The sequence below is a fragment of the Neobacillus sp. NPDC093127 genome (assembly GCF_044754175.1).
Taxonomy (GTDB): domain Bacteria; phylum Bacillota; class Bacilli; order Bacillales; family Cytobacillaceae; genus Neobacillus.
The window spans coordinates 321,881-343,713 of the sequence record NZ_JBIVOP010000002.1; the positions used below are offsets into that span (position 1 = coordinate 321,881).

Sequence of the window (21,833 nt, forward strand, 5' to 3'; positions counted from 1 at the left end):
TTCTAGGTGGATTCAGGAGGGGTGGATAATGGTGGAAATGAGAGAAACGATAGCCAAAAAAGTAGCCTGGATAAGCGTAATTAGCAATATTATTCTTACTTTAGGGAAAATAATCATTGGCAGGTATGGAAATAGTGACGCTGTGTTTGCAGACGGAATCCATTCGGCAGCAGATGTGTTTGCCTCCGTTATCGTTTTGTTGGTGATAAAAATTTCTGATAAGCCAGCAGATAAAGAACATCCATATGGGCATGGAAAGGCAGAGGTCATCGTTTCCGAAATTATTGGCATCCTGCTGCTGCTGGTGTCCATTTATGTCGCATACGAAGGGATCAGCGGTTTCTTTCAAAAAGTGGAATCACCAAGCTTTTTGGCCATGTGGGTCGCGCTCTTTTCATTTATTACTAAAATTGTGTTATATCGGAGTTCATTACGAGTTGCTAAACAGAATCATAGCAAGGCAATCGAAGCGATTGCCTTTGATCATAAGGCAGATATCGTGGCCTCGATTGCAGCTGCAATTGGCGTACTCATTTCGATTGTGGGCGAGCGTCTCGATATCCATTTTCTGCTTTACGGGGATAAGGCTGCGAGTATTTTTGTCGCCTATTTAATTTTTAAAATCGCGAAGGAAATGTTAACAGAGGCATTTGATATCCTGCTCGAGCGTAATATAGACGGAGTGATTATTCAGGAATACATGGCCATCATTTCAGAATTTCCCGAGGTAAAGCGGATTGACCGAATTCGGGCACGCGAACTTGGCCATTATGTATTAGTGGATTTACGAATAGCCATCGACCACTTCAAAACAATCAAGCAGGGGCATGATTTGGCCAAATCAATTAAAAGGAAGTTGATGGAAAATAATGATAACATTAGAGAGGTATTAATTCATTTAAATCCCTATTTTCCTGAGGATAAACAAAATTCCTAAAAAACTTCCTTTGAACTTTCAAGCATTACGGTTTATGATAGGGAAGGATAATTAAGAAAAGCGCAAGCGCCCTGGTCAGCGGCGTATGGCCTGGAGCGCTCCAACTGAGATAAAGGAAACACGAAGAGCCGGAGGCGATTCGATGTTGACTTATCGTAGGGCGGAGAGCGAAGGACACTAGCCGCTAGGGCGCTGGAGCTGGACAATTCTCAAAGTCCAATGATATAAAATCTGATAGTATTAAAAGTTAAAAGGAGTTGATATTTTTGAGTTATTCCTTAGACCCGGACCCCAAGAGGCGAGGGGAAGTCAATGTCTTTGAATGGATTGAATTGAATATCTTGAATATCAACTCTGGAAAAGGTTGTTGGCTTCCTCAAACAAAGTGAGTGAGGAGGTTTTCGTATGCTGGAAATTTACAAAAGTACGGAAGAAAAGGTTTTAGAAAAAGTTGATGTGATTACAAAAGGCTGCTGGGTCAATATCTACGCTCCGACAGCAGAAGAAATTGCAAGGGTTTCAAATGATGCCCAGGTTGATATCGATATTATTAAAGATGCCCTCGATGATGAGGAACGTCCGAGAATTGAACGGGATGACGGCCGGGTCTATATCATCGTCGACTTCCCATATATCATCCATGATGAAACAGGTTTTGCTGGTTATGAGACGATTCCAATTGGCATCATCCTAACTGATGAATGTATCATTACCGTTTCCTTAAAAGATTCACCGATATTAGAAGAATTCAGGAAAAACAGAGTGAAGGAGTTCTTTACCTTTAAAAAGACACGCTTTGCCCTGCAGATTCTTTTTGTCATTTCTTCTTATTATCTTCGTTACTTAAAACAAATTAACAAGAAAACAAATGAAATCGAACGGGTTGTTCACCAATCGTTAAAAAATAAAGAACTATTTGCGTTTCTAGCTTTAGAAAAGAGTTTGGTTTACTTCACCACCTCCTTAAAATCAAATAAGGTCGTCCTCGATAAAATTTTGCGCTTTAGTTATTTAAAAATGTATGAAGAAGACAAGGACTTATTAGAAGACGTGATTATTGAAAAAACACAGGCAATTGAAATGGCAGAAACGTACCGCTCCATCTTAACGGGGATGATGAATGCCTTCGCATCGATCATTTCAAATAATCTAAACATTGTGATGAAATTTTTAACTTCGATTACCATCATTTTGTCATTCCCAACGATGGTGTTCAGTCTTTACGGAATGAACGTGGATTTACCGTTTCAAAATAATCCACATGCCTTTATTATTACGTTATTAATTTGTAGTCTGTTATCGACGGTAACCGCCTTTATTTTTTGGAAAAAGAAATATTTCTAGACTGCCAGCCAAAAAACCCGCCTTTTTTATAAAGAGGCGGGTTTCATATTATTGCAGCGGCAGTGCTTTATATAATTTTTTTAAAAGAAAATCCATCGTATTTTAATAAACTTAAAAATTTTCCCAAGTTTTTTATGCTATTAAATGTATTAGTATCTACTATTGTCGTCTAGAAAAGTATTAAAATATGGAAAAATATTCTGAATAAATTGTAAATATTGTATCTAATATAGTAAAATGGTAAGAAACGAGAGGGGCTGGGTGGCATTATGGAATTCGGTGCCCTGATTAAATTCTATCGAACGCAAAGAGGAATGACACAGACGGAGCTGGCAAAAGGAATATGCTCTGTCCCGCATTTAAGTAAGATTGAAAACAACTCAAAAGAAGCCAATGAGGCCACGGTTTCCCTTTTACTCAAGAGACTGGAAATTAGCCTGGAAGAGATGGAAGAAAAGGAAGGAACCATTCAACTGTTGTTAAAACAGCTTAGTGAACAGATCAATTATTACTTAAAAGACAAAGTAGACGAAGTTTATCAAGAGCTGCAGGAAATGGAGCATATCATTCCATTTTCAAAATTTATTTATACGTACGAATTAACCAAATATAGGTATCTATTATTTAAGGGATTACGAGCGGAAGCAGAATTGCAAAGAGACTTATTATTCAAACAAAAGAAAAATTTTTCCCAACATGAAGAGTATTTATTTTTATACGCAAATGCTGTACTTTTAATAGTGAAGGGACAATACAAAGCCGCCGACGAAATACTTGATGCATTGTACAATGACCCAAGTAATGAAACGGCCAAGGCAGAATTTTTTTATTTTCGTGCCTTTGTAAAAAGTGCCCTTGAGCAATCAGGACATGCGATTCATTTTGGCAAGCTGGCATTGCAGATGTACATGAATGAGCACAACTTTTTTCGCATTCTTCATTCTCTTATCCTCTTAGGAATTAACTACACCTACGCCAATATTTATGAAGAAGCAGAAGAATGCTTCGGGCATTTGATCCGCAACGCAGATATCCTGAAACAAGAGAAGCTATTGCCGCAGATTTATCATAATATGGGTTATTTGAAAAATAAAAAGAAAAATCCAAAAGAAGCCTTACACTATTATGAAAAAAGCTTGGCATTAAATCTTCAAAAGGATACGCATTATCTTGTAACTCTGTATTCAATTGCAGAAATCAAATATGCTCTCCAGGATAAAGCTAAAGCGAAAGAGTATTTTCAAATTGTCGTTTCTTTAGCTAAGGATCTTAATAATAAGAAATATCGCCTATTAGCTGAATTTTATTTACTGCATATGGTTGCGGCTGAAAAGGCATTTAAATACCTTGAAACAAAAGTTATACCATATCTGGAAGCGACCAATGAGCACCATAACGATCTTAACCGTTTTTACAAAATGATTTCTGATTTCTATTCGCAGCAGGAAAGGTATCTGGAATCAGTTAATTATTTAAATAAAATACATGAGGAGGAAACGCAATGAAAAAAGCGGTAATTCTATTATTTTCACTTTCCTTACTAGTCTTTTTATCTTCGTCAAATGGTGCTGATAGTTCAAAAGCATCAGGTGATGTTGCACAAACTTCCACAACAGCAGACCATCCAATTCTTCCGCCAATTTGACCTGGTCCCCCTGATTTATCAGGGGGATTTTTTTTGCTTTAAAGAATGAAATCCACGTGAAAAAGGGTATCCTACCAATATGTGTTTTAAAATTTCGTAATAGGACTGAGGAGGATACCATGAAATCATTCGTTGTTGGTTTTCATCAAGAAGATAATGTTGATAGCATGCAGATTCAAAAACTAAATCAAGAGGAATTTGAAAAGGCAACAGAAGGCGGTACAAGGCATTTATTTGAACTTGACACAAACATTGGCTTTTTTGTTTTTTTCGATGCGGCAGACATTGATGGGGATCTCTCATATATGGTACTGCAATATGAAGAGGAAAGTGAAGAACCGGTTGCCTGCTACTCGTTCCAGCTGAAGGACTTTTACGAATTCATGGCACTTTTCTTAAATGATCTGGAATTTAATGAAGAAACGGACGAAGAGGAAGAGGAATACGGCCCAGTTCATCACCTGGCGCATCTATTGTTCCATATTGTTGAAGAGGGGAAGGATCTTGAGGTCTAGGAAGTAGGAAAAACAGATAATTTTCCGTAGAAATGGGAAAGGACACCGAATATGGGCGTCCTTTTTTCGTTTTTCAAGCTAATTTCATGTTCTGGTTTGGTAAATACATTTTCTATCAGCGAATATTTGGTGTCTATCAGCGAATATGCAAGTTCAATCAGCGAATTTCGATGTCCAATCAGCGAATATTGCCATTCTATCGGCGAATTTAATTTTCACCCATATTAAAGAAGTTCACCACGGGAGGTTCTTAGGTGCATAGTACCGGTATCTGTTCTTCCCGAAGCATTGAAGGTTACAAGATTGCAGTAATCTTTTTGCTGTATCATGTGATTTCAAATGCGCAAATTCCCGAAACTGCTGATTGGTTATTGTCGAACCAAACAGCAGAAAGTAATCCTTCAATGCATCCAAATGCGCATCTTTTGAAAAAGTATCGCATGAAGGGCAGTACCAATTTTGATTTTTCCGAATAAGGAAATGATTAGAGTTTGTAGGACAGTGAACACCCGTTAAAAGGTCCGGTCTCTGAATACCGTATTTTTTCAAAATGTAACTTGTCGGCACGGTATTCATTTTCACTAGGAGGCGGCAAAGCTTACGGAGGTCTTTGGCAGTAAGAAGCGGATTCGAATATTGTTTTTCCAAAAGCTCCATCTTGTTTAAGAAGACATCTGCCTTACATACTCGCGGTTTCACTTTGTAGGCTTTGTTCCCAGTTACAACATAGGAAGCATACCCATTACTGATAACCACTAAATATTCAACAGGAACTGGAGGGAAATGATGTTTTGCAAGAAGTTTCTTTATGTATTTCTGATGTCTTTCTCCCTGTGCAATAGGATAGGGGAATCCTTTTTCTTTCCCATTATGAATTTGAATAAGCTGTTCATTTTCAGTATCAAAAATTAACTTACCAGCAAAATGTTTTACATCGATCGCTAGGGCGAATTCTGAAGTTAGAAGAAGGGTATCAATTTGGCAGTTATAGTCTCCATCTTGAAGGTTTAAATCATGGAGTATCATGTATTTCTCGTTCGGCAGCTCCCGGTAATAGTAATCAAGCGATTTCTCTCCCTGGTATCCGGCTTGCCGCCTGCCAAGCTCCTCCCATATTAACTGGTATTTTTGGTGACTCAACGGGAGACGCCGTACTAAGGCTTCCAAAATAAGCATAACAAACGGTTTTGTTCTTTCCTTTATAATCAAAATCATCACTCCTTTCATTTTACGAATAAATTCTAATGAGAAGCCCGTATTTCCTGCCGAATTTTATCGAAATTTGTTACGAAATTTCTAACATATTCTTCAATGGGCGAATTTTAGCACTCAATGGGCGAATATCTAGTTTCAATGGGCGGATTTTAGCCTCCAATGGGCGGATTCCGCTGTTCTATGGGCGAATCGATAAACCACCGCGATTTTAGCCATACTAAAAAACAAGCACCTCATTCAAGGTGCTTGTTTCATCAGTTCTTTGCTGGCTGCTTATTCACTTCTACCCGGGATTTCCCCATGAAAAAGATGGTCACTCCTGCAAGCGCAATCGGTATCAACGCTAGTAAGAATGTATGAGTAATCGAATCGGACATCGCATGAACAAATTTAGATAAAATAAAGTCAGGAATCTCGGCACGCTTATCGGCTTGAAAAATTTCACGCGGATCACCCATTTTAAAATTACCTGCACCCTGCATACCTGCAAATGCTGCTTTCAATTTATCCTGAAATATATTACCCTGAATCGTACCAAATATCGTAACGCCAAGTGTCATCCCAAACGAACGCAGGAATGAGTTGGTAGAGTTTGCGGTGCCGCGATATTGCGGCTCCAAATTATGAATCGATGCAGTCGGCAATAATGAAAAGGAAAAACCTACTCCGAATCCGACTAGAATCATATAAATCGTCAATAGATAGCGGGCAGTATCAACCGTCATACTGCCAAGGAAAAACATCCCGACAACGTAAGATATAATAGAAATAACCATCAGATTTCGGTACGACGTCTTGGTTAAGAAAATCCCGCCAACAGAACTTCCCGCGACAGAGCCCAGCATCATGGGCGTCAAAATTAAGCCGGCATTTTTGGCGGTGCCGCCATATACTCCTTGAACGAAAATCGGAATAAACACGGTTAAAATAATAAATGTACCACCATAAAGAAAAGCTAGAATTTGCGAGGTCGCAAACAGCCTTCTCTTAAAAAGCCAAAGCGGTAGAATAGGTTCTTCCGCCTTTAACTCAGCAATGAAAAAGGCAACGAAAAAGACAAGAAAGCTTGAAAATAAGCTGACAATTTGAATCGATTTCCAAGCATATTCTTTACCGCCAAGCTCAAGGGCAAACATTAAGCTAACAACAGAAATAACAAGTGTAATGGCCCCAATCCAGTCAATTTTTTGCTTGGAGTGGCTAAGAGATTCATGATAAAAACGACTGATTAAAATAAGTGAAATAATTCCAAGTGGAACATTTACATAGAAAATCCAATGCCAGCTAATATAATCCGTAATGTAGGCTCCAAGTAACGGTCCTAAAACGCTTGATGCACCGAATACGGCTCCCAGCAGGCCGGTCATCTTTCCGCGCTTTTCCGGCGGGAAAATATCAAACACAATCGTGAAGGCGATTGGCATAAGTGCACCGCCGCCAATCCCCTGAATCGCCCGATAAATACTTAACTGAATAATACTTTGGGCAATCCCACATAAAGCGGAGCCAACAAGGAAAACGATTAATCCAAAGATAAAAAAGCGTTTTCGGCCGTACATATCTGAGAGTTTCCCGAAAATCGGCATCCCCGCCATAACGGCTACCATATAGGCTGAAGTTACCCAGATAAATTTGTCAAAGCCGCCAAGATCGGAAACGATGGTTCCCATCGCCGTCGCGACAATCGTATTATCCATGGCCGACATTAAAATCGCCAAGAGGATACCGGCAACAACGGGCTTAAGATTACTGTCTTTTTTGATCATAAATTGTCTCCTTAGTTGATCATGTAATGTTAGTACTGGAAAAAAATAAGTCCACTTTTCTTGGCTTACATTTTCAAAAAATGGTAGTAAAGATAATGCAATTTTAAAAGGAAGGAGTAACCTTGTCAACGAATAAAAAAAGAGACCCTTTTTGAGTCTCCTTCATTGTTATTCAAGTATTATTTTTTCAAAATATCGTGGTCAACATATCGTTCGCCGTTTAGCTCGCTAATTAGGTTAATGGCAACCTTTGCACCATCTCCGGCTGTAATTATCGTGTGCATGCTAACACCGGCGATGGTTCCGGCAGCCCAGATGCCATCAATATTTGTTTTTCCAGCTGCATCGACATCAAGAATTGTTTTAATTCTTGGTTCAGTTCCGGGCTTGGTTGTTAAGCCGACTTTTTCAGCTAGGTCAGCCATCATCCCAGTTGCGATAATGACATGACTGGCTTCAAATTCTGATTGATCAGTTTCTACTTTAAATCCATTGTCAGTTTTACTTACGTTTGTAACCGTAGCTGTTACTATTTCCGCACCGAATTTGCGTGCTTGTTGTTTACCCGTTTCTACCAGGTCTTGGCCGGTGATTTCTGCGACACCATAATGATTTTCAATCCAAGCTCTCTTGGTAACGCTCTTGTCATTATCAATGACCAATGTTTTCTTCCCAGCTTTTGCTGTAAATAAAGCAGCACTTGCACCAGTAGGACCAGCTCCAATGATTGCTACATCATACATCTCCAAAACCTCCGAATTTATTAGATTTTAACAATATTATCCTATCTCAACGGAAGTAGAATGTAAAATAAACTGCTTATTTTGAGATATTTGGAAAGCGAAATTGCTATGAAATAAAAAAGAACCATCATTTCCGTCTGCGGATTGATGGTTCTTGTGTTTAAACTGGTATAGATGATCCTTTTTTGTCTTCGTTGTTCGTTCGCGCATGTCTGTAAAAACAAACGGACTCCTTTTTACTACCGGATTCATTTGTCCTTCACGGGTCAGTTTTTCACGTAATTTTTTTGCTCTGGATTTCGCCATTATTAACACTCCTCCTAATTTGTTCAAACCATTATATAACATTTGAAGGAGTATTGTAAAAATATTTTATATTTCTTGCACTCTAGATGATTGTTGAGTTTCTTGTTTTGCTGATGCATTTTTCTTTTTCGTATGAAGGAAGTAAAAGAGAACCACACCAAATAGGACATAGAAGGAGCAATAGAAATATAAAGAGCTATAGTCCATTTTTGCAGCAATCAAGCCGACTAAAAACGACCCCAAAGCAATCCCGATGTCATAGATGGATAAAAAGGTCGCTGTCGCAAGCCCTCGTTTTCGAGGTGCAGCATCTTGAATCGCAATCGTTTGGAAGGTCGGAAACAGCGTTCCCCAGCCCAATCCAATCAATCCCGCAGACAGAAGAAATGTCACCACACCGCCGCTTTGGCTTAATACAAACATCCCAAATGCAAAAAGAATCAGACAAGGATAGGTAATCACATTAGGACCATATTGATCGAGCCATTTGCCGGTAAATGGTCTAGAAAGTAACAGAATGATCGCATAGACGACAAAGAACAGACTTGAAACACTTGCCAGGTGAATTTCGTTTGCATAGATCGATACAAATGAAAGAAGGGCAGAATAGACGATAGCTAGGAAGCTGCCAACAATGGCAATCGGAACGGCAGAAGCTTCGAAAAGGTTACGGAACGAGAAGGATGAAAGGACTTCTACATGATTAGGCTCTACCGTTTTTGTAAGTTTCACACTTAGGCCGGTAATCAAGGAAGCAATCGCGACAATGACACTTAGAATAAATAGAATTTTCGCGCCCCATTGTTGAATAGCCAACAAACCGACAAATGGACCCATGACCATCGCCATATTGGTCGACATGACAAAGTAGCCCATTCCTTCGCCTCTCCGTGCGGCGGGAATGAGATCGGCAACGATAGTACCTACCGCAGTTGTCGCCATACCAAACCCAATACCGTGCAATAGACGAACCACGAGAAAGCCGGTAATAGTTTTTGGGAAAAAGTAAAAAAGTGAAGCGGCTGCGAAAATAATAAGCGCCGTTAACAGGACCTTTTTATTCCCAGCCCGTTCCATCCATTGTCCAGCAAGCGGACGTGAGACGATAGCAGATAGTAAAAATACCGTAGTCATTAGTCCTGCTTGTGACGCACTGCTATGTAATTCATCCAGCGCATAGGATGGAAGTGTGACAAGCAGGATATAAAAAGTCAAAAATAGAAAAAAGTTACTTAAAGAAACACTGATAAAATCTTTTGTCCAAAGTTTTGGTTTATTCATATGATGCACTCCTTTTTATAGAAGCTGATGTAACCAGCTTTTCTGCAATTTGGAAAGTTCTTCCTGCGATGCTGATGGAAAATGTTTTAGTAATCCATGGTTGACTTCATTCACAGCATTTTCCCATTCAGGATAAAGCTTTAAAGCTTCTTCAGTTAATTGAACATGTTTCTCGCGTTTATCTATGCCTGGAACTTGTTTTACATATCCTTGTTTGACAAGCCGCTGGATGGTACGGGTCATTGGCGGTGCTTCGACAAATAGGTAATCACAAAGTTCCTTTTGGGTAAGTGAGCCCCTTTTGTTCAGAACAAAGATAACGGCCCACTGGGCATTAAATAATCCAAATGGTTTCAAAGCTTCATTAAGTTTATTAGTAAGCTGTCGTGAAAGCTGATGAAGCGTATGGAATAATTCGTGGCTATTCATTAGGGATTGATTTCACTCCAAAAATATAAATTAGTTACCTAGGTAACTATATTCCTTTTTATATTAATTGTCAAGAAATGTTCACGATTTGGAGTGTAGTTGAATGGTTTTTGCTGGCAGAATCAGTTTGGACGGAATCCCATTTAAATTTGCCGGAAACCATGCTCAAGTTGACGGAAATCCCTGAAATAAAAAAAATCCCGCGGAAGGGACAGCCTAACTCCGCGGAATCACTTAAAAATCTTATCTCAACACATTAAAATACCTTGCCTCAGGATGGGCAAACACCATTGCGGAAACCGACGCTTCCGGTTCCATCATACAACCGTCAGTTAACTGCACACCGATATCTTCTGGCCGAAGCAATTTGAACAATTTCTTTTGATCTTCTAAATCCGGACAAGCCGGATAGCCAAACGAAAATCGCTGACCTTGATAATGAGCGGCAAAACGATCCTGCATCGTAAAATCAAGCGGATCCGGGAATCCCCAGCGGTCGCGCATCTGTCGGTGAATTAACTCCGCGAAGCCTTCTGCAGTCTCCAAAGCCAGAGATTGAAGTGCATGGCATTCAAGGAAACGTCCGTCTGCCTTCAATTGGTCGGCTTTTTCGCGAATTCCTTTCCCGGCTGTCACGTTAAAAAAGCCAACATAATCCATAACGCCGCTGTCAACCGATTTTACAAAATCAGCTAAACAAAGATGCGGTGCTGACCCCTGGCGCGGGAACTCAAATGTTTCAATAATATTGACCAGATTTTCCGGGTCATAAATAATTACCTTGTTCCCATCCGATTGTGCTGGGAAAAATCGATAAACAGCCGCCGGAGTAATCCAGTTGTTCGAACTGGCATCTTCAAGTAATTGATCAACCACATTTTTTACCTTTAAAGCCTTTTCGTCCTTCTCAGCAATCAATTTTGCAATTTTTCCCTTCACGCCAAGATGGTGCCCAAGCAGCATTTGCATATTGATATACGGTTCAATATGGGACAGCGAATAAGATTTTAGAATATGTCTTTTCGTATCCATTGGCGTAAAGACCGGTACTTCGGTTGAGACGGAAGGCTTTACTTTCACAGCCACAGACACAGCTGACCGGCTTGGCAATTCAAGAGGAACGGTTATTGCGGCCAGCTTTTCTTGTTTTTCATCAAGCAGCTTTTGATGTTCCTCGGGTGATTGCAGCTGGTTGGCAAGCGACAGTCCAGTCATCGCATCCTTCGCATAAAGAACAAGCCCTTCGTATTCTTTGGCAATTTTCGTATCCGTAAATTTCCGGGAAAGGGCAGCGCCGCCGACTAAAATCGGCAATGAGATTCCTGCTTCCTTCATATCCTGAGCGGTTAACACCATTTGCTGCGCCGATTTCACCAGCAGACCAGATAGCCCAACAAAATCCGGTTTTTCCTCACGAATTGCTTGAACCAGCTCGGTAGGAGTAACCTTAATTCCTAGATCATGAACATCGTAGCCATTATTGCTAAGAATAATGTCAACTAAGTTTTTCCCGATATCATGAACATCCCCTTTGACGGTTGCTAAAATGACTTTTCCCTTAGAAGCGGAGACATCGCCTTTCTCCATATGCGGCTCTAAATGCGATACTGCCGCTTTCATTACCTCTGCACTTTGCAGCACCTCGGCAACAATTAACTGGTTATCATTAAAAAGTCGGCCAACTTCCTTCATTCCATTCATTAACGGGCCATTAATAATATCCAGCGGGGCAGGATAGGTTTCAAGGGCCAGATCTAAATCTGGAAGCAGGCCTTCTTTCGTACCTTCGACCACATAATAGGCAAGCCGCTCTTCCAAGCTCATATTTGGTATGGTTACCTTCGATTCCTTCTTTTTGCCGCGATAAAATTCAGTAAAGGTCGCAAGCGTTTCATCTGTTGTATCAAAAAGAAGCGATTCCGCCAATTGAACTTCTTCCTTGGAAATCGAAGCAAAGCGCTCCAGTTTTTCCGTATTAACAATCGCATAATCAAGACCGGCAAGGGTGCAGTGGTATAGATACACGGAGTTGAGAATTTCTCTGCCAACAGGCGGAAGCCCAAAGGATACATTACTTACACCGAGAATCGTCTGTACGCCCGGAAGCTGCTCTTTGATTAATCTAATACCTTCAACCGTTGCTTTAGCAGAGCCGATATATTGGGCATCACCCGTGCCAACCGGAAAAACAAGCGGGTCAAAAATTAAATCCTGTGGTTTAAGGCCGTATTTATTCACTAACAGGTCATGAGAACGTTTAGCTATTGCCAGTTTCCTCTCGGACGTAACGCCCATTCCTTCTTCATCGATGGTCCCAACGACGACAGCAGCACCATAGCGATGAATCAAAGGTACAATTGCTTCAAACCGCTCTTTCCCGTCCTCAAGGTTTATTGAATTAATAATGGCCTTTCCTTGCGAATATTTAAGAGCCCGTTCAATGACCTTTTCATCTGTTGAATCAATCACCAAAGGAACTTTAATTTTCTTAACTACTTCTTTAATGAAGTTTTCCATATCAACGATTTCCTCACGGTCAGGATCCGCGAGGCAAAGGTCAATCACATGTGCCCCGCCTTTTACCTGTGCCCGGGCAATTTCCGCTGCTTCTTCAAATTTACCTTCCGTGATTAACCGTTTAAATTTGCGTGAACCAATCACATTCGTCCGTTCCCCAACCAAAATTGGTCTTAGTGTTGGGTCATCATAAACGAATGGTTCAATGCCGGAAACCATATGAACATTGGATTGCAGCACTTCCCTCGGCTGATAATTCTTCATCGCCTCAGCAATCGCCCGAATATGGTCAGGTGTTGTCCCACAGCAGCCGCCAACAATATTCAGCCAGCCATGAGCGGCAAAGTCAGACAGCTTTTTCGCCAGTGTTTCAGGTGTTTCATGATAGTGGCCCTCTTCATCTGGCAATCCGGCATTCGGATAACAGCTGACTGCAACAGAGGCAAGACCGGAAAGTGACCGGACATGATCCTGCATAAATTCAGGACCAGTTGCGCAGTTCAATCCAACCGCAACCGGATTCATATGCTCAACCGAAATATAAAATGATTCGATCGTTTGTCCCGCAAGCGTCGTCCCCATTGGCTCGATGGTTCCCGAAATAAACAGCGGCAATGTTTTGCCTGTTTTTCCAAAAGCCCTTTGAATCCCGACAAAGCCCGCTTTCACATTTAGCATGTCTTGGCTCGTTTCCAGCAGGAGCAAATCGACCCCGCCGTCAATTAAGCCGATTGCCTGTTCCTCGTAAGAAGCAGCAAGGGCATCAAAGGTTGTACCACCGGTAACACTTAATGTTTTCGTCGTCGGACCCATCGAGCCCGCCACATACCGGGGCCACTCATCGGTAGATGCCTTTACTGCTTCCCTGACAGCAATCATTGCGGCAATTTTATTAAGCTCATATGCTTTAAATCCCAGCTCATAGTCATCAAGCACAATGCTTGTTGCTCCGAACGTATTCGTTTCAATAATATCAGCACCAGCCTCCAAGTATTCGCGGTGAATTCTGGCAATAACAGAAGGAGCGGTTAAATTTAAGTGTTCATTACAGCCTTCATACTGTTCTCCGCCAAAATCCGAAGCACTAAGATTGGCTTGTTGAATCATCGTTCCCATTGCCCCGTCCATGACGAGGATTCTTTTCTTTAGCTGCTCATTAAATGGTGTTTTCGGCATAGATGTTCCCCCTCAATTCTGCTGCACGCTGCCGGGCATAGACAGCCAGCTCGGCAGTCAGTTCATAGCGTAAAAATGGTGTAATTAAATAAATCCCGTTAAATAAATCTAGTGCCGCATCAATTAATGATTTGGTAATATCAATTCCTACCCGGACTGCTTGAAGCGGGTGATCATTTAACAGAGCCATCCGCTCCCGAATCGAATCGGCAATTTTAATTCCAGGCACTTCATTATGAAGGAACTCAGCATTCTTACTATTTAAAAGCGGCATTAAACCAATATAGACAGGTACCTCAAGATGCTTTGTATGTTCATAGACTTCAATTAACTTTTCTTCAGAAAAAATAGGCTGAGAGATAAAGTAATCAGCCCCGAAATGAACCTTTTTCTCTAGGCGCTTGACTGCTTTGTCTAATGAGCGGACATTCGGGTTAAAGGCAGCGGCAATGCTAAAATCAGTCTTTTGCCCGAGATCTTTTCCGGAAAAAGACAACCCTTCATTCAGCTGCTTAATCATTTGAATCAGCTCAAACGAGGAAACATCGTAAACAGATGATGCACCTGGAAAATCGCCAACCCGGGCAGGATCACCGGTAATCGCGAGAACATCATTCAGCCCAAGTGTGTGCAGCCCCATTAAATGCGATTGGAGGCCAATGATATTACGGTCTCGGCAGGCGATATGAATCAGCGGCCGCATCCCTAATTCCTGTTTTACCAAGTAGCCCAGTGATTCGTTTGAAATCCTTACTGTCGCAAGCGAATTATCCGCAAGTGTTATGGAATCAATTCCTGCCTCTTTTAAAGCTTTAGCCCCTTCGAAAAACTTTGAAGTATCCAGCTTCCGGGGTGGATCTAATTCGACGATCACCGATGGCCGCTCCTTGACAATTTCCTGAAGAGGGGAGAACTCCCTTTTTACAGCAGAAGGTTCTACGACAATCTTCTTTGGTTTTAATTTTACTACCTTTTCAGTAACCGGAACATCATTCTTTAATTCTGAAGCAAACGCCCTGATGTGCTCAGGCGTTGTGCCGCAGCAGCCTCCGAGAAGACGGACGCCTTGAGTTCTAAAGCTTTGCGCAGATTGGCGGAAATAATCCGCATCCCCCTCATAATGAAACTTCCCGTCCGTGTAAGCTGGCAGACTGGCATTAGGATAGGCGGAAAGAAAGGCATGCTTCGGGAGTTCAATCTGCTCAAGTGCCAGCAGCATATGGTGCGGTCCAAGCCGGCAATTGAGTCCAATGACATCGGCACCAAGGCCTTCAAGTCTCGTTAATGCCTCGTTAACAGGCATTTGATTTTGCAAAATTCCAGGCTCTTGAAGCGAGACCTGGGCAATGATGGGCAGCTCCGTTTCCTTCCGGGCAATCGTAAGAATCGTTTCAAGCTCTTCAAGGTCGTAATAGGTTTCCAATAACAACCCATCGACCCCTTCGAGCAAAAGACAATATAATTGTTCACGGAAGCTCCGCTTTAATTCCTCGAGGGAAACAGAATCAGGCTTAACGCCGCGATTCCCGCCAATCGTTCCAAGCACATAGGCATTATTTTGGGCAGCCTTTTTGGCGTTACGAACCGCGGCACTGTTCATTTCCTTCACCGAATCCTCGAGACCATAGCGCTGAAGCTTCAAATAATTGGCCGCATACGTATTGGTTTGGATAACGTCTGCACCGGCATCAATATAGGCCTTATGAATATTTTGGATTTGTCTTGGCTGAGAAAGATTCAATTCCTCGAAGCAGCAGTCCGTACCGTAGGAATATAGAAGCGTCCCCATTGCTCCATCCGCGATTAAGATTTGCTTATTTAATTTTTCTAAAAAGCTCATTGTAATTCTCCTCGTAACACCAATTGTTTTTCACTAACAAGTTCAAGTGCCTTGGAAAAATCCTTAATTAGATCGTCATGATTTTCAAGTCCAACCGATAGACGAATCAGACTGTTTTTTATGCCGCGCTTTTCTCTTTCTGCTTGCGGCATTGCCGCATGTGACATCTTAGCTGGATACGATAAAATCGATTCAACCGCACCGAGACTGACGGCAAAAACAGGTATTTTTACGTTAGCAAGAAAGATTCGAAGTGCATCTTCGTCAGCCAATTCAAAGGATAGGACAGCTCCCGGACCACCCGCTTGATCCTTCTGAATCTGATATTGTGGATGACTGACAAGGCCAGGATAATATACTTTTTCAACGAGCGGATGAGCATCTAAAAATTCTGCTAGCTTAAGAGCTGATTTTTGCGATTGTTCCAAACGAACGTGAAGTGTCTTTATCCCTCTTAAAACAAGCCAGGCATCTTGAACTCCGAGGATGGCCCCGAACCCATTTTGCAAAAAGCCTAATCGTTTAGCCAAATCTTCGTCCTTCACGACGGCAAGTCCTGCTACCACGTCACTATGCCCTGATAGAAATTTGGTCGCACTATGGAGGACAACATCAACTCCTAACGCCAACGGTTTTTGCAGGGCAGGGGTAAGGAACGTATTATCGAGATAAGTGATCGCATCGATTTCCTTCGCTAACTCACAAATGGCTCCAATGTCCGTGACTTTCATTAATGGGTTAGAGGGTGTCTCCATATAAAAAGCTTTTGTATTTGGTTGAATCGCCTGCTTTACTGCGTCTAAATCTGTCATATCGACAAATGTATGGTCAATTCCTAACCGAGGAAGAACTTGTGAAACCATCCGGAACGTTCCGCCATAAACATCTTCGGTAATAACAATATGGTCTCCTGCTGAAAGCAGAAGGAATGCCGTCGAAATCGCGGCCATACCTGAAGAAAAGGCAAATCCTTTTAACCCGCCCTCGAGTTCCGCAATTACATCCTCCAGTGCTTCCCTTGTCGGATTTAAACTGCGGCCATAATCGTACTTGCCAAACTGATCGAAATCAGATTGGTGGAAGGTAGAGGCATGTTGGATTGGTACACTTACAGCCCCTGTAGTTGGATCGACCTTGTGCTGATTATGAAGGAGTTTTGTTTGAAAGCTATATTCAACACGTGCCATTAGGCAATCACCCCTTCTTTCATTTTAGCAAAAGCAAGATCCAGATCTTGGATTAAATCACCGGCATCCTCGATTCCAACGGAAAAACGTAATAAACAATTGTCGACTCCTTGCTGAAGGCGAATTTCTTCAGGAATATCGGCATGGGTTTGCGTTGCCGGATAGGTAATCAAACTCTCCGTGCCGCCAAGGCTTTCAGCAAAAGTTATCAGAGCGATATTTTGAAGAAATGGATTTACCCAAGCTTCTTCTTTCAATCGGAATGACACCATTCCTCCCTTACCAGGATAAAGAACATCTGCAACACTTTCATGGTTGGAAAGGTATTCGACAACCGCCTTTGCATTTTTCTCATGGCGTTCCATCCGAAGCGCTAATGTTTTCATCCCGCGCATTAACACCCAAGCATCAAACGGACTTAACACACCGCCGGCCCCGTTATGATGAAGGGCTAAACCTTCACAAATCTCTTTTCCTTTGGCAACGATAAGGCCCGCCAGCACATCATTATGGCCGCCTAAATATTTTGTTGCGCTATGGATGACAATATCGGCTCCAAGCAGGATGGGCTGCTGCAATAACGGAGTATAAAAGGTGTTGTCTACGATCAGCAAAGCACCGCGCCTCTTAGCAATTTCTGAGATCGCGGCAATATCTGCCTGCTGCATCAGGGGATTTGTGGGGGTCTCTAGAAAGATGGCCTTTGTGGAAGGGGTAATTCTCCGTTCGACCTCTTCCGGACAACAGGTATTCACATATTGCGTCTTTAAGCCCCACTTCTTAAAACCTTGTTCTAACAAACGATAGGTGCCGCCATATAAATCTTCGCTCACTAACCATTCATCACCAGATTGGAACAAAGAAAGCACCGTGAAAATGGCAGCCATACCTGAACTGCAGGCAAATCCTTGTTCACCGTTTTCTAAATCAGCAATTGCCTTTTCAAGAATTTGTCTTGTAGGGTTTCCAGTCCGAATATAATCAAAGCCAGTCGATTGCCCAATTCCCGCGTGGCGATAGGCTGTTGAAAAATATATCGGCGGATTCACCGTTCCAGTCACAGTTTCACTGCGATTTCCAATTTGGGCAAGTTTCGTTTCAATTTTGTACATGGATGCACTCTCCTTTAATGATGGGAATGGTTAATCGCGAGCGACTCCGCTTTTCCAATAGAAAAAGCCTTCTATAAGAAGAAGGCTTTTGTAAATACTACAAAAAAGTCATTCTTCTTATCTCGCAAATTAGCAAACTAATTTGCAGGACTTAGCACCTTTTCAATGGACAAGCCATTGATGGTTGCTGAGGCGTCGCAGGGCCATTCCCTCAACCTCTCTTGATAAGAAATCATTTATTTAGATTATTTATAAAATTTACTACATTGAAAGCGGTGTGTCAATCTGTTTTAATCAAACTTATTGTTTTTTTCCCAGTTTTTAAATTTAATAAAATTTATATATTCGATAAAATCTTCTTTATTCATTCCTTCGATAATAGCCTTTTCGATTATTCCCTGCCACTCTTTGTCCAGAAGTTCCTTCCCGTTTGCATTCCACTGTGATTCTAATTGATTGATTCCAGTCAATAAATATTCAATTGAAACATGTAATGGTTTGGCAATCTTCATTAGAAAATGAATAGATGGATTTTTATTAAGACTCCGCTCGATGTTGCTTAAATAAGATTTAGAGACATTGGCAAGGTCAGCAAGTTCTGTAAGGGTATATCCCTTTTGCTCTCGTACTTCTTTAATTCGTGTTCCAATCATAGGCTTCTCCTTTTAAACAAATTTTAATGTGTATGTATAAATGATTGCATAAGGATCAGTTGCAGAATACTCGAATAAATTTAATGAAACTATGTCACATTACTGATATTATAAACCACAAATCGTTCTTTTTAAAGAATTAATTTATTGGGTTAAGATAAATTTTAATAAACAGATATATTTTGCTAGTGCGTAAATATTATATAGAGGAAACATACATCCAATTACTTCGCTAAAATTCAAGGATGACACAGATTTTTTAAAAACTTAATCCATTAATAATTATTGAAATGTAATAATAATAATGAATTGACTTGTTCTATATAAAGAATTAATATAAGGGTATACAGATTATCGGCTTAGTTATTCATGCAAAATTATTCCTGGTAAAGGCAATCTTTTTTTGCTTGCTTGTTCTTTATGAAGGACAATGCGTTCTTTAAAATATAATTTTGGTGACGCCTTCTTACCGCTATCAATGAAGGCACTCGGTCATACTGTGGGTTTATAACCTTAGACGCTAGTCGTCAAGAGTGTGATGTGAGGAGGGGTTAGATGCCCCAAACCAATTGATTAATGGTTTTGATGATAATGGCTAAGAAAGCCGCTATAATCAAAGCTTTTAATCTTTTTATCATTAATAGAAATTAAAGGAGCGAGAAAATGACCTATCGGCAAAGGATGTCTATGTTCTTTTTGGTAGATTCTTGTATTGTCACATCAGCCATTTTTATCAGCAGGTTCTTGGTCGATGCTTCTTATGTCTTTCATGTTCCAATGATGGTCCTCACGCTATCCATCTTGACTAGCCATCACTTTTTTTCGTTAGTTTTTAAGCTGTATAAAAAGGCGTGGGAGTATGCTAGTGTCGGAGAATTAGTAATTATCGTTAAAATTGTGACATCTTCCATACTTTTGACAGGATTATTGACGCAGCTGCTCCTCCATGAGATCCCCTTTAGGCTTCTGGGGGTAACGTGGTCAGTTAATATCTTGTTAATTGGCGGTTCTCGGTTTTGCTGGAGGGTGTACCGCGATTCCTTTATGAAAAGAAATCAGAATAAAAAAAGAACACTCATTGTTGGGGCTGGTTCAGCTGGAGCAATGGTGGCCAGGCAGCTGTTAAAAAGTCAAGAGGCCCATCTTCTTCCTGTAGGATTTATTGATGATGATATGAATAAACAAAAATTAGATATTTTAGGAATCCCGGTCCTCGGCGGGGTAAGTACGATAGAAGAGAAAGTTCAAGATTTGCAAATCGAGAACATTATTATTGCCATCCCTTCTTTAAGTAGAAAAGAGTTAAATATTATTTTTCAAGAATGTGCAAAGACTTCTGCAAAAACGCAAATACTCCCGATGCTTGAGGATTTAGTAACAGGACGGATATCTGTTAGTCAGTTTCGTGATGTCCAAGTGGAGGATCTTTTAGGCAGGGAACCCATCCATTTGGATATTGCCGCGATATCAAAATACATTACGGGAAAAAAGGTGTTGGTAACCGGTGCGGGAGGATCGATTGGTTCGGAAATTTGCCGACAGGTTGCTATTTTTTCACCTGAACAATTGATTCTATTAGGACATGGTGAGAATAGTATTTATTCGATTGAAATGGAACTAAAGGAATGCTTCGGAGAATCAACGATTGAATTTATAACGGAAATTGCCGACTTACAAGATGCCGCTAAAATGGCAGCAGTGATGAGAATCTATCGACCGGATGTTGTCTATCATGCGGCTGCACATAAGCACGTCCCACTGATGGAACACAACCCTGAAGAGGCAGTGAAGAATAATGTGATTGGGACCATCAATGCAGCAAATGCAGCCAGCTTGAATGGAGTTAAAACATTCGTGATGATTTCGACTGATAAAGCTGTTAATCCAACGAGCGTAATGGGAGCCACGAAAAGGCTGGCAGAAATGATCATTCAATCAGAGGATAGAAGAAGCAATACCAAATTTGTCGCCGTTCGTTTTGGCAATGTCCTAGGAAGCAGCGGAAGTGTGATTCCCTTATTTAAAAGGCAAATAGAAAAGGGGGGTCCTGTTACTGTTACCCATCCTGATATGGTCCGTTACTTCATGACGATTCCAGAAGCGTCTGGACTTGTCATCCAGGCTGGTGCCCTTGCCAAAGGCGGGGAAATCTTTGTGTTAGATATGGGAGAACCGGTGAAAATTGTTGACCTTGCCAAGAATTTAATCAAATTATCCGGAAATTCTGTTGATGAAATCGGGATCGATTTTACCGGGATAAGACCTGGGGAGAAGCTATTCGAAGAACTATTAAAAGAAGATGAGGTACATGATGAACAAATCTACCCCAAAATTTATATTGGCAAAACTTCGGAGCTTTATATCCAAGAAATCGAAGAATTTTTGATAACATATCCAAACCTGGAAAAAGAGGAAATCAGAGAAAGCCTTTTGTTTCTAGCCAACCAAAAAGAAGAGAAACAAAAATTGTCAGTCTTAATGTAAGGGGAGGCAGTTAGATGAAGCGAATGCTGGATATCCTTATTTCATTATTATTATTAGCTATTTTTACCCCAATCATTTTATTCATTGGCATTTTGGTCAAATATAAACTTGGATCCCCGATCATTTTCAAGCAGCTTCGACCGGGATTGAATGGGCAGCCTTTTTACCTGCTTAAGTTCCGTAGTATGAATGAACGGAAGGATAGCAATGGACGGCTTCTGCCTGATTTTCAACGAATGACTCCTTTTGGAGCCTTTTTAAGGAAGTATAGTCTTGATGAACTCCCACAACTACTTAATGTATTAAAAGGTGATGTAAGCTTGGTGGGACCTAGACCATTATTAATGGAGTATCTTCCATTATATACAGAAGAACAGGCAAAAAGGCATCTCGTTAGACCGGGAATTACTGGGTGGGCCCAGGTTAATGGGCGAAACTCGATTACATGGGAAGAAAAATTTGAACTGGATGTTTGGTATGTAAATCATCAAACACTGTCACTTGATTTGAAAATTTTAGTGTTAACGATAATAAAGGTTGTTTGGCCAAAAGACGTTAACCAAGCTGAAGATGAACCAATGGCTTCATTTACGGGTACAGAAGAAAAAGAAAAAGAGCGGCAAGAATATATATTGTAATGTTGGTGAACCACTCATATTCTGATAATTTACTAGATTAATGAT

The 21,833-nt window shown here is 40.9% G+C and carries 18 protein-coding genes and 1 riboswitch; of the genes, 7 read left to right on the forward strand and 11 right to left on the reverse strand.

What is annotated here, in order from left to right:
• Positions 1-28: 28 nt before the first annotated feature.
• The 5 genes from ACIQCO_RS04795 (at position 29) to ACIQCO_RS04815 (ending at position 4,441) form a co-directional block, all read left to right on the forward strand.
• The gene (locus ACIQCO_RS04795) at positions 29-937 is read left to right on the forward strand and encodes a cation diffusion facilitator family transporter (RefSeq protein ID WP_400426437.1); all 909 of its coding nucleotides are present in this window, start codon (positions 29-31) and stop codon (positions 935-937) included.
• Between the two features lie 405 nt (positions 938-1,342).
• On the forward strand, positions 1,343-2,281 hold the full coding sequence (locus ACIQCO_RS04800) for a magnesium transporter CorA family protein (RefSeq protein WP_400426438.1): 939 nt from the start codon (positions 1,343-1,345) through the stop codon (positions 2,279-2,281).
• 269 nt (positions 2,282-2,550) lie between these two features.
• Positions 2,551-3,786: a helix-turn-helix domain-containing protein gene (locus ACIQCO_RS04805; RefSeq protein ID WP_400426439.1), complete on the forward strand. Its 1,236-nt coding sequence runs from the start codon at positions 2,551-2,553 to the stop codon at positions 3,784-3,786.
• On the forward strand, positions 3,783-3,926 hold the full coding sequence (locus ACIQCO_RS04810) for a hypothetical protein (RefSeq protein ID WP_400426440.1): 144 nt from the start codon (positions 3,783-3,785) through the stop codon (positions 3,924-3,926). Before ACIQCO_RS04805 ends, ACIQCO_RS04810 begins: the two co-directional genes overlap by 4 nt.
• 119 nt (positions 3,927-4,045) lie before the next feature.
• Positions 4,046-4,441, forward strand: a complete 396-nt coding sequence (locus tag ACIQCO_RS04815) for a cytosolic protein (protein WP_400426441.1) — start codon at positions 4,046-4,048, stop codon at positions 4,439-4,441.
• A 234-nt stretch (positions 4,442-4,675) separates the two neighbouring features.
• Here the strand turns inward: ACIQCO_RS04815 and ACIQCO_RS04820 are convergent, their stop codons facing one another.
• The 11 genes from ACIQCO_RS04820 to ACIQCO_RS04870 all read right to left on the reverse strand — a co-directional run bounded on the left by ACIQCO_RS04820 (position 4,676) and on the right by ACIQCO_RS04870 (position 18,666).
• Positions 4,676-5,650: a nuclease-related domain-containing protein gene (locus ACIQCO_RS04820; protein WP_400426442.1), complete on the reverse strand. Its 975-nt coding sequence runs from the start codon at positions 5,648-5,650 to the stop codon at positions 4,676-4,678.
• A gap of 260 nt (positions 5,651-5,910) precedes the next feature.
• Positions 5,911-7,422 carry an MDR family MFS transporter gene (locus ACIQCO_RS04825; RefSeq protein ID WP_400426443.1) on the reverse strand — a complete coding sequence of 504 codons (1,512 nt, stop codon included), beginning with the start codon at positions 7,420-7,422 and terminating at the stop codon, positions 5,911-5,913.
• Positions 7,423-7,601: 179 nt separating this feature from the next.
• A complete protein-coding gene (locus tag ACIQCO_RS04830; RefSeq protein WP_400426444.1) occupies positions 7,602-8,165 on the reverse strand; it encodes an NAD(P)/FAD-dependent oxidoreductase in 564 nt (187 codons plus the stop codon).
• Between the two features lie 36 nt (positions 8,166-8,201).
• Positions 8,202-8,471 carry a hypothetical protein gene (locus tag ACIQCO_RS04835; RefSeq protein ID WP_400426445.1) on the reverse strand — a complete coding sequence of 90 codons (270 nt, stop codon included), beginning with the start codon at positions 8,469-8,471 and terminating at the stop codon, positions 8,202-8,204.
• A 66-nt stretch (positions 8,472-8,537) separates the two neighbouring features.
• Entirely contained in the window at positions 8,538-9,752 is a 1,215-nt protein-coding gene (locus tag ACIQCO_RS04840; RefSeq protein ID WP_400426446.1) for an MFS transporter, read from the reverse strand.
• A gap of 15 nt (positions 9,753-9,767) precedes the next feature.
• On the reverse strand, positions 9,768-10,181 hold the full coding sequence (locus ACIQCO_RS04845) for a MarR family winged helix-turn-helix transcriptional regulator (RefSeq protein ID WP_400426447.1): 414 nt from the start codon (positions 10,179-10,181) through the stop codon (positions 9,768-9,770).
• 243 nt (positions 10,182-10,424) lie between these two features.
• The gene (gene metH / locus ACIQCO_RS04850) at positions 10,425-13,874 is read right to left on the reverse strand and encodes a methionine synthase (protein WP_400426448.1); all 3,450 of its coding nucleotides are present in this window, start codon (positions 13,872-13,874) and stop codon (positions 10,425-10,427) included.
• Entirely contained in the window at positions 13,855-15,714 is a 1,860-nt protein-coding gene (locus tag ACIQCO_RS04855; RefSeq protein WP_400426449.1) for a bifunctional homocysteine S-methyltransferase/methylenetetrahydrofolate reductase, read from the reverse strand. The genes metH and ACIQCO_RS04855 overlap by 20 nt, the downstream gene beginning before the upstream one ends.
• Positions 15,711-16,901 carry a cystathionine beta-lyase gene (gene metC, locus ACIQCO_RS04860; protein WP_400426450.1) on the reverse strand — a complete coding sequence of 397 codons (1,191 nt, stop codon included), beginning with the start codon at positions 16,899-16,901 and terminating at the stop codon, positions 15,711-15,713. The genes ACIQCO_RS04855 and metC overlap by 4 nt, the downstream gene beginning before the upstream one ends.
• The gene (locus ACIQCO_RS04865; RefSeq protein WP_400426451.1) at positions 16,901-18,013 is read right to left on the reverse strand and encodes a methionine biosynthesis PLP-dependent protein; all 1,113 of its coding nucleotides are present in this window, start codon (positions 18,011-18,013) and stop codon (positions 16,901-16,903) included. The genes metC and ACIQCO_RS04865 overlap by 1 nt, the downstream gene beginning before the upstream one ends.
• Before the next feature lie 114 nt (positions 18,014-18,127).
• A riboswitch (SAM riboswitch) is annotated at positions 18,128-18,244 on the reverse strand.
• A 59-nt stretch (positions 18,245-18,303) separates the two neighbouring features.
• The gene (locus ACIQCO_RS04870; protein WP_400426452.1) at positions 18,304-18,666 is read right to left on the reverse strand and encodes a helix-turn-helix domain-containing protein; all 363 of its coding nucleotides are present in this window, start codon (positions 18,664-18,666) and stop codon (positions 18,304-18,306) included.
• Between the two features lie 663 nt (positions 18,667-19,329).
• Between ACIQCO_RS04870 and ACIQCO_RS04875 the strand changes: the two genes are divergently transcribed.
• Together ACIQCO_RS04875 and ACIQCO_RS04880 are read left to right on the forward strand one after the other, a co-directional pair.
• Positions 19,330-21,150, forward strand: coding sequence for a polysaccharide biosynthesis protein (locus ACIQCO_RS04875; RefSeq protein ID WP_400426453.1), 1,821 nt, complete (start codon positions 19,330-19,332; stop codon positions 21,148-21,150).
• A 14-nt stretch (positions 21,151-21,164) separates the two neighbouring features.
• On the forward strand, positions 21,165-21,788 hold the full coding sequence (locus ACIQCO_RS04880) for a sugar transferase (protein WP_400426454.1): 624 nt from the start codon (positions 21,165-21,167) through the stop codon (positions 21,786-21,788).
• Positions 21,789-21,833: the final 45 nt, after the last annotated feature.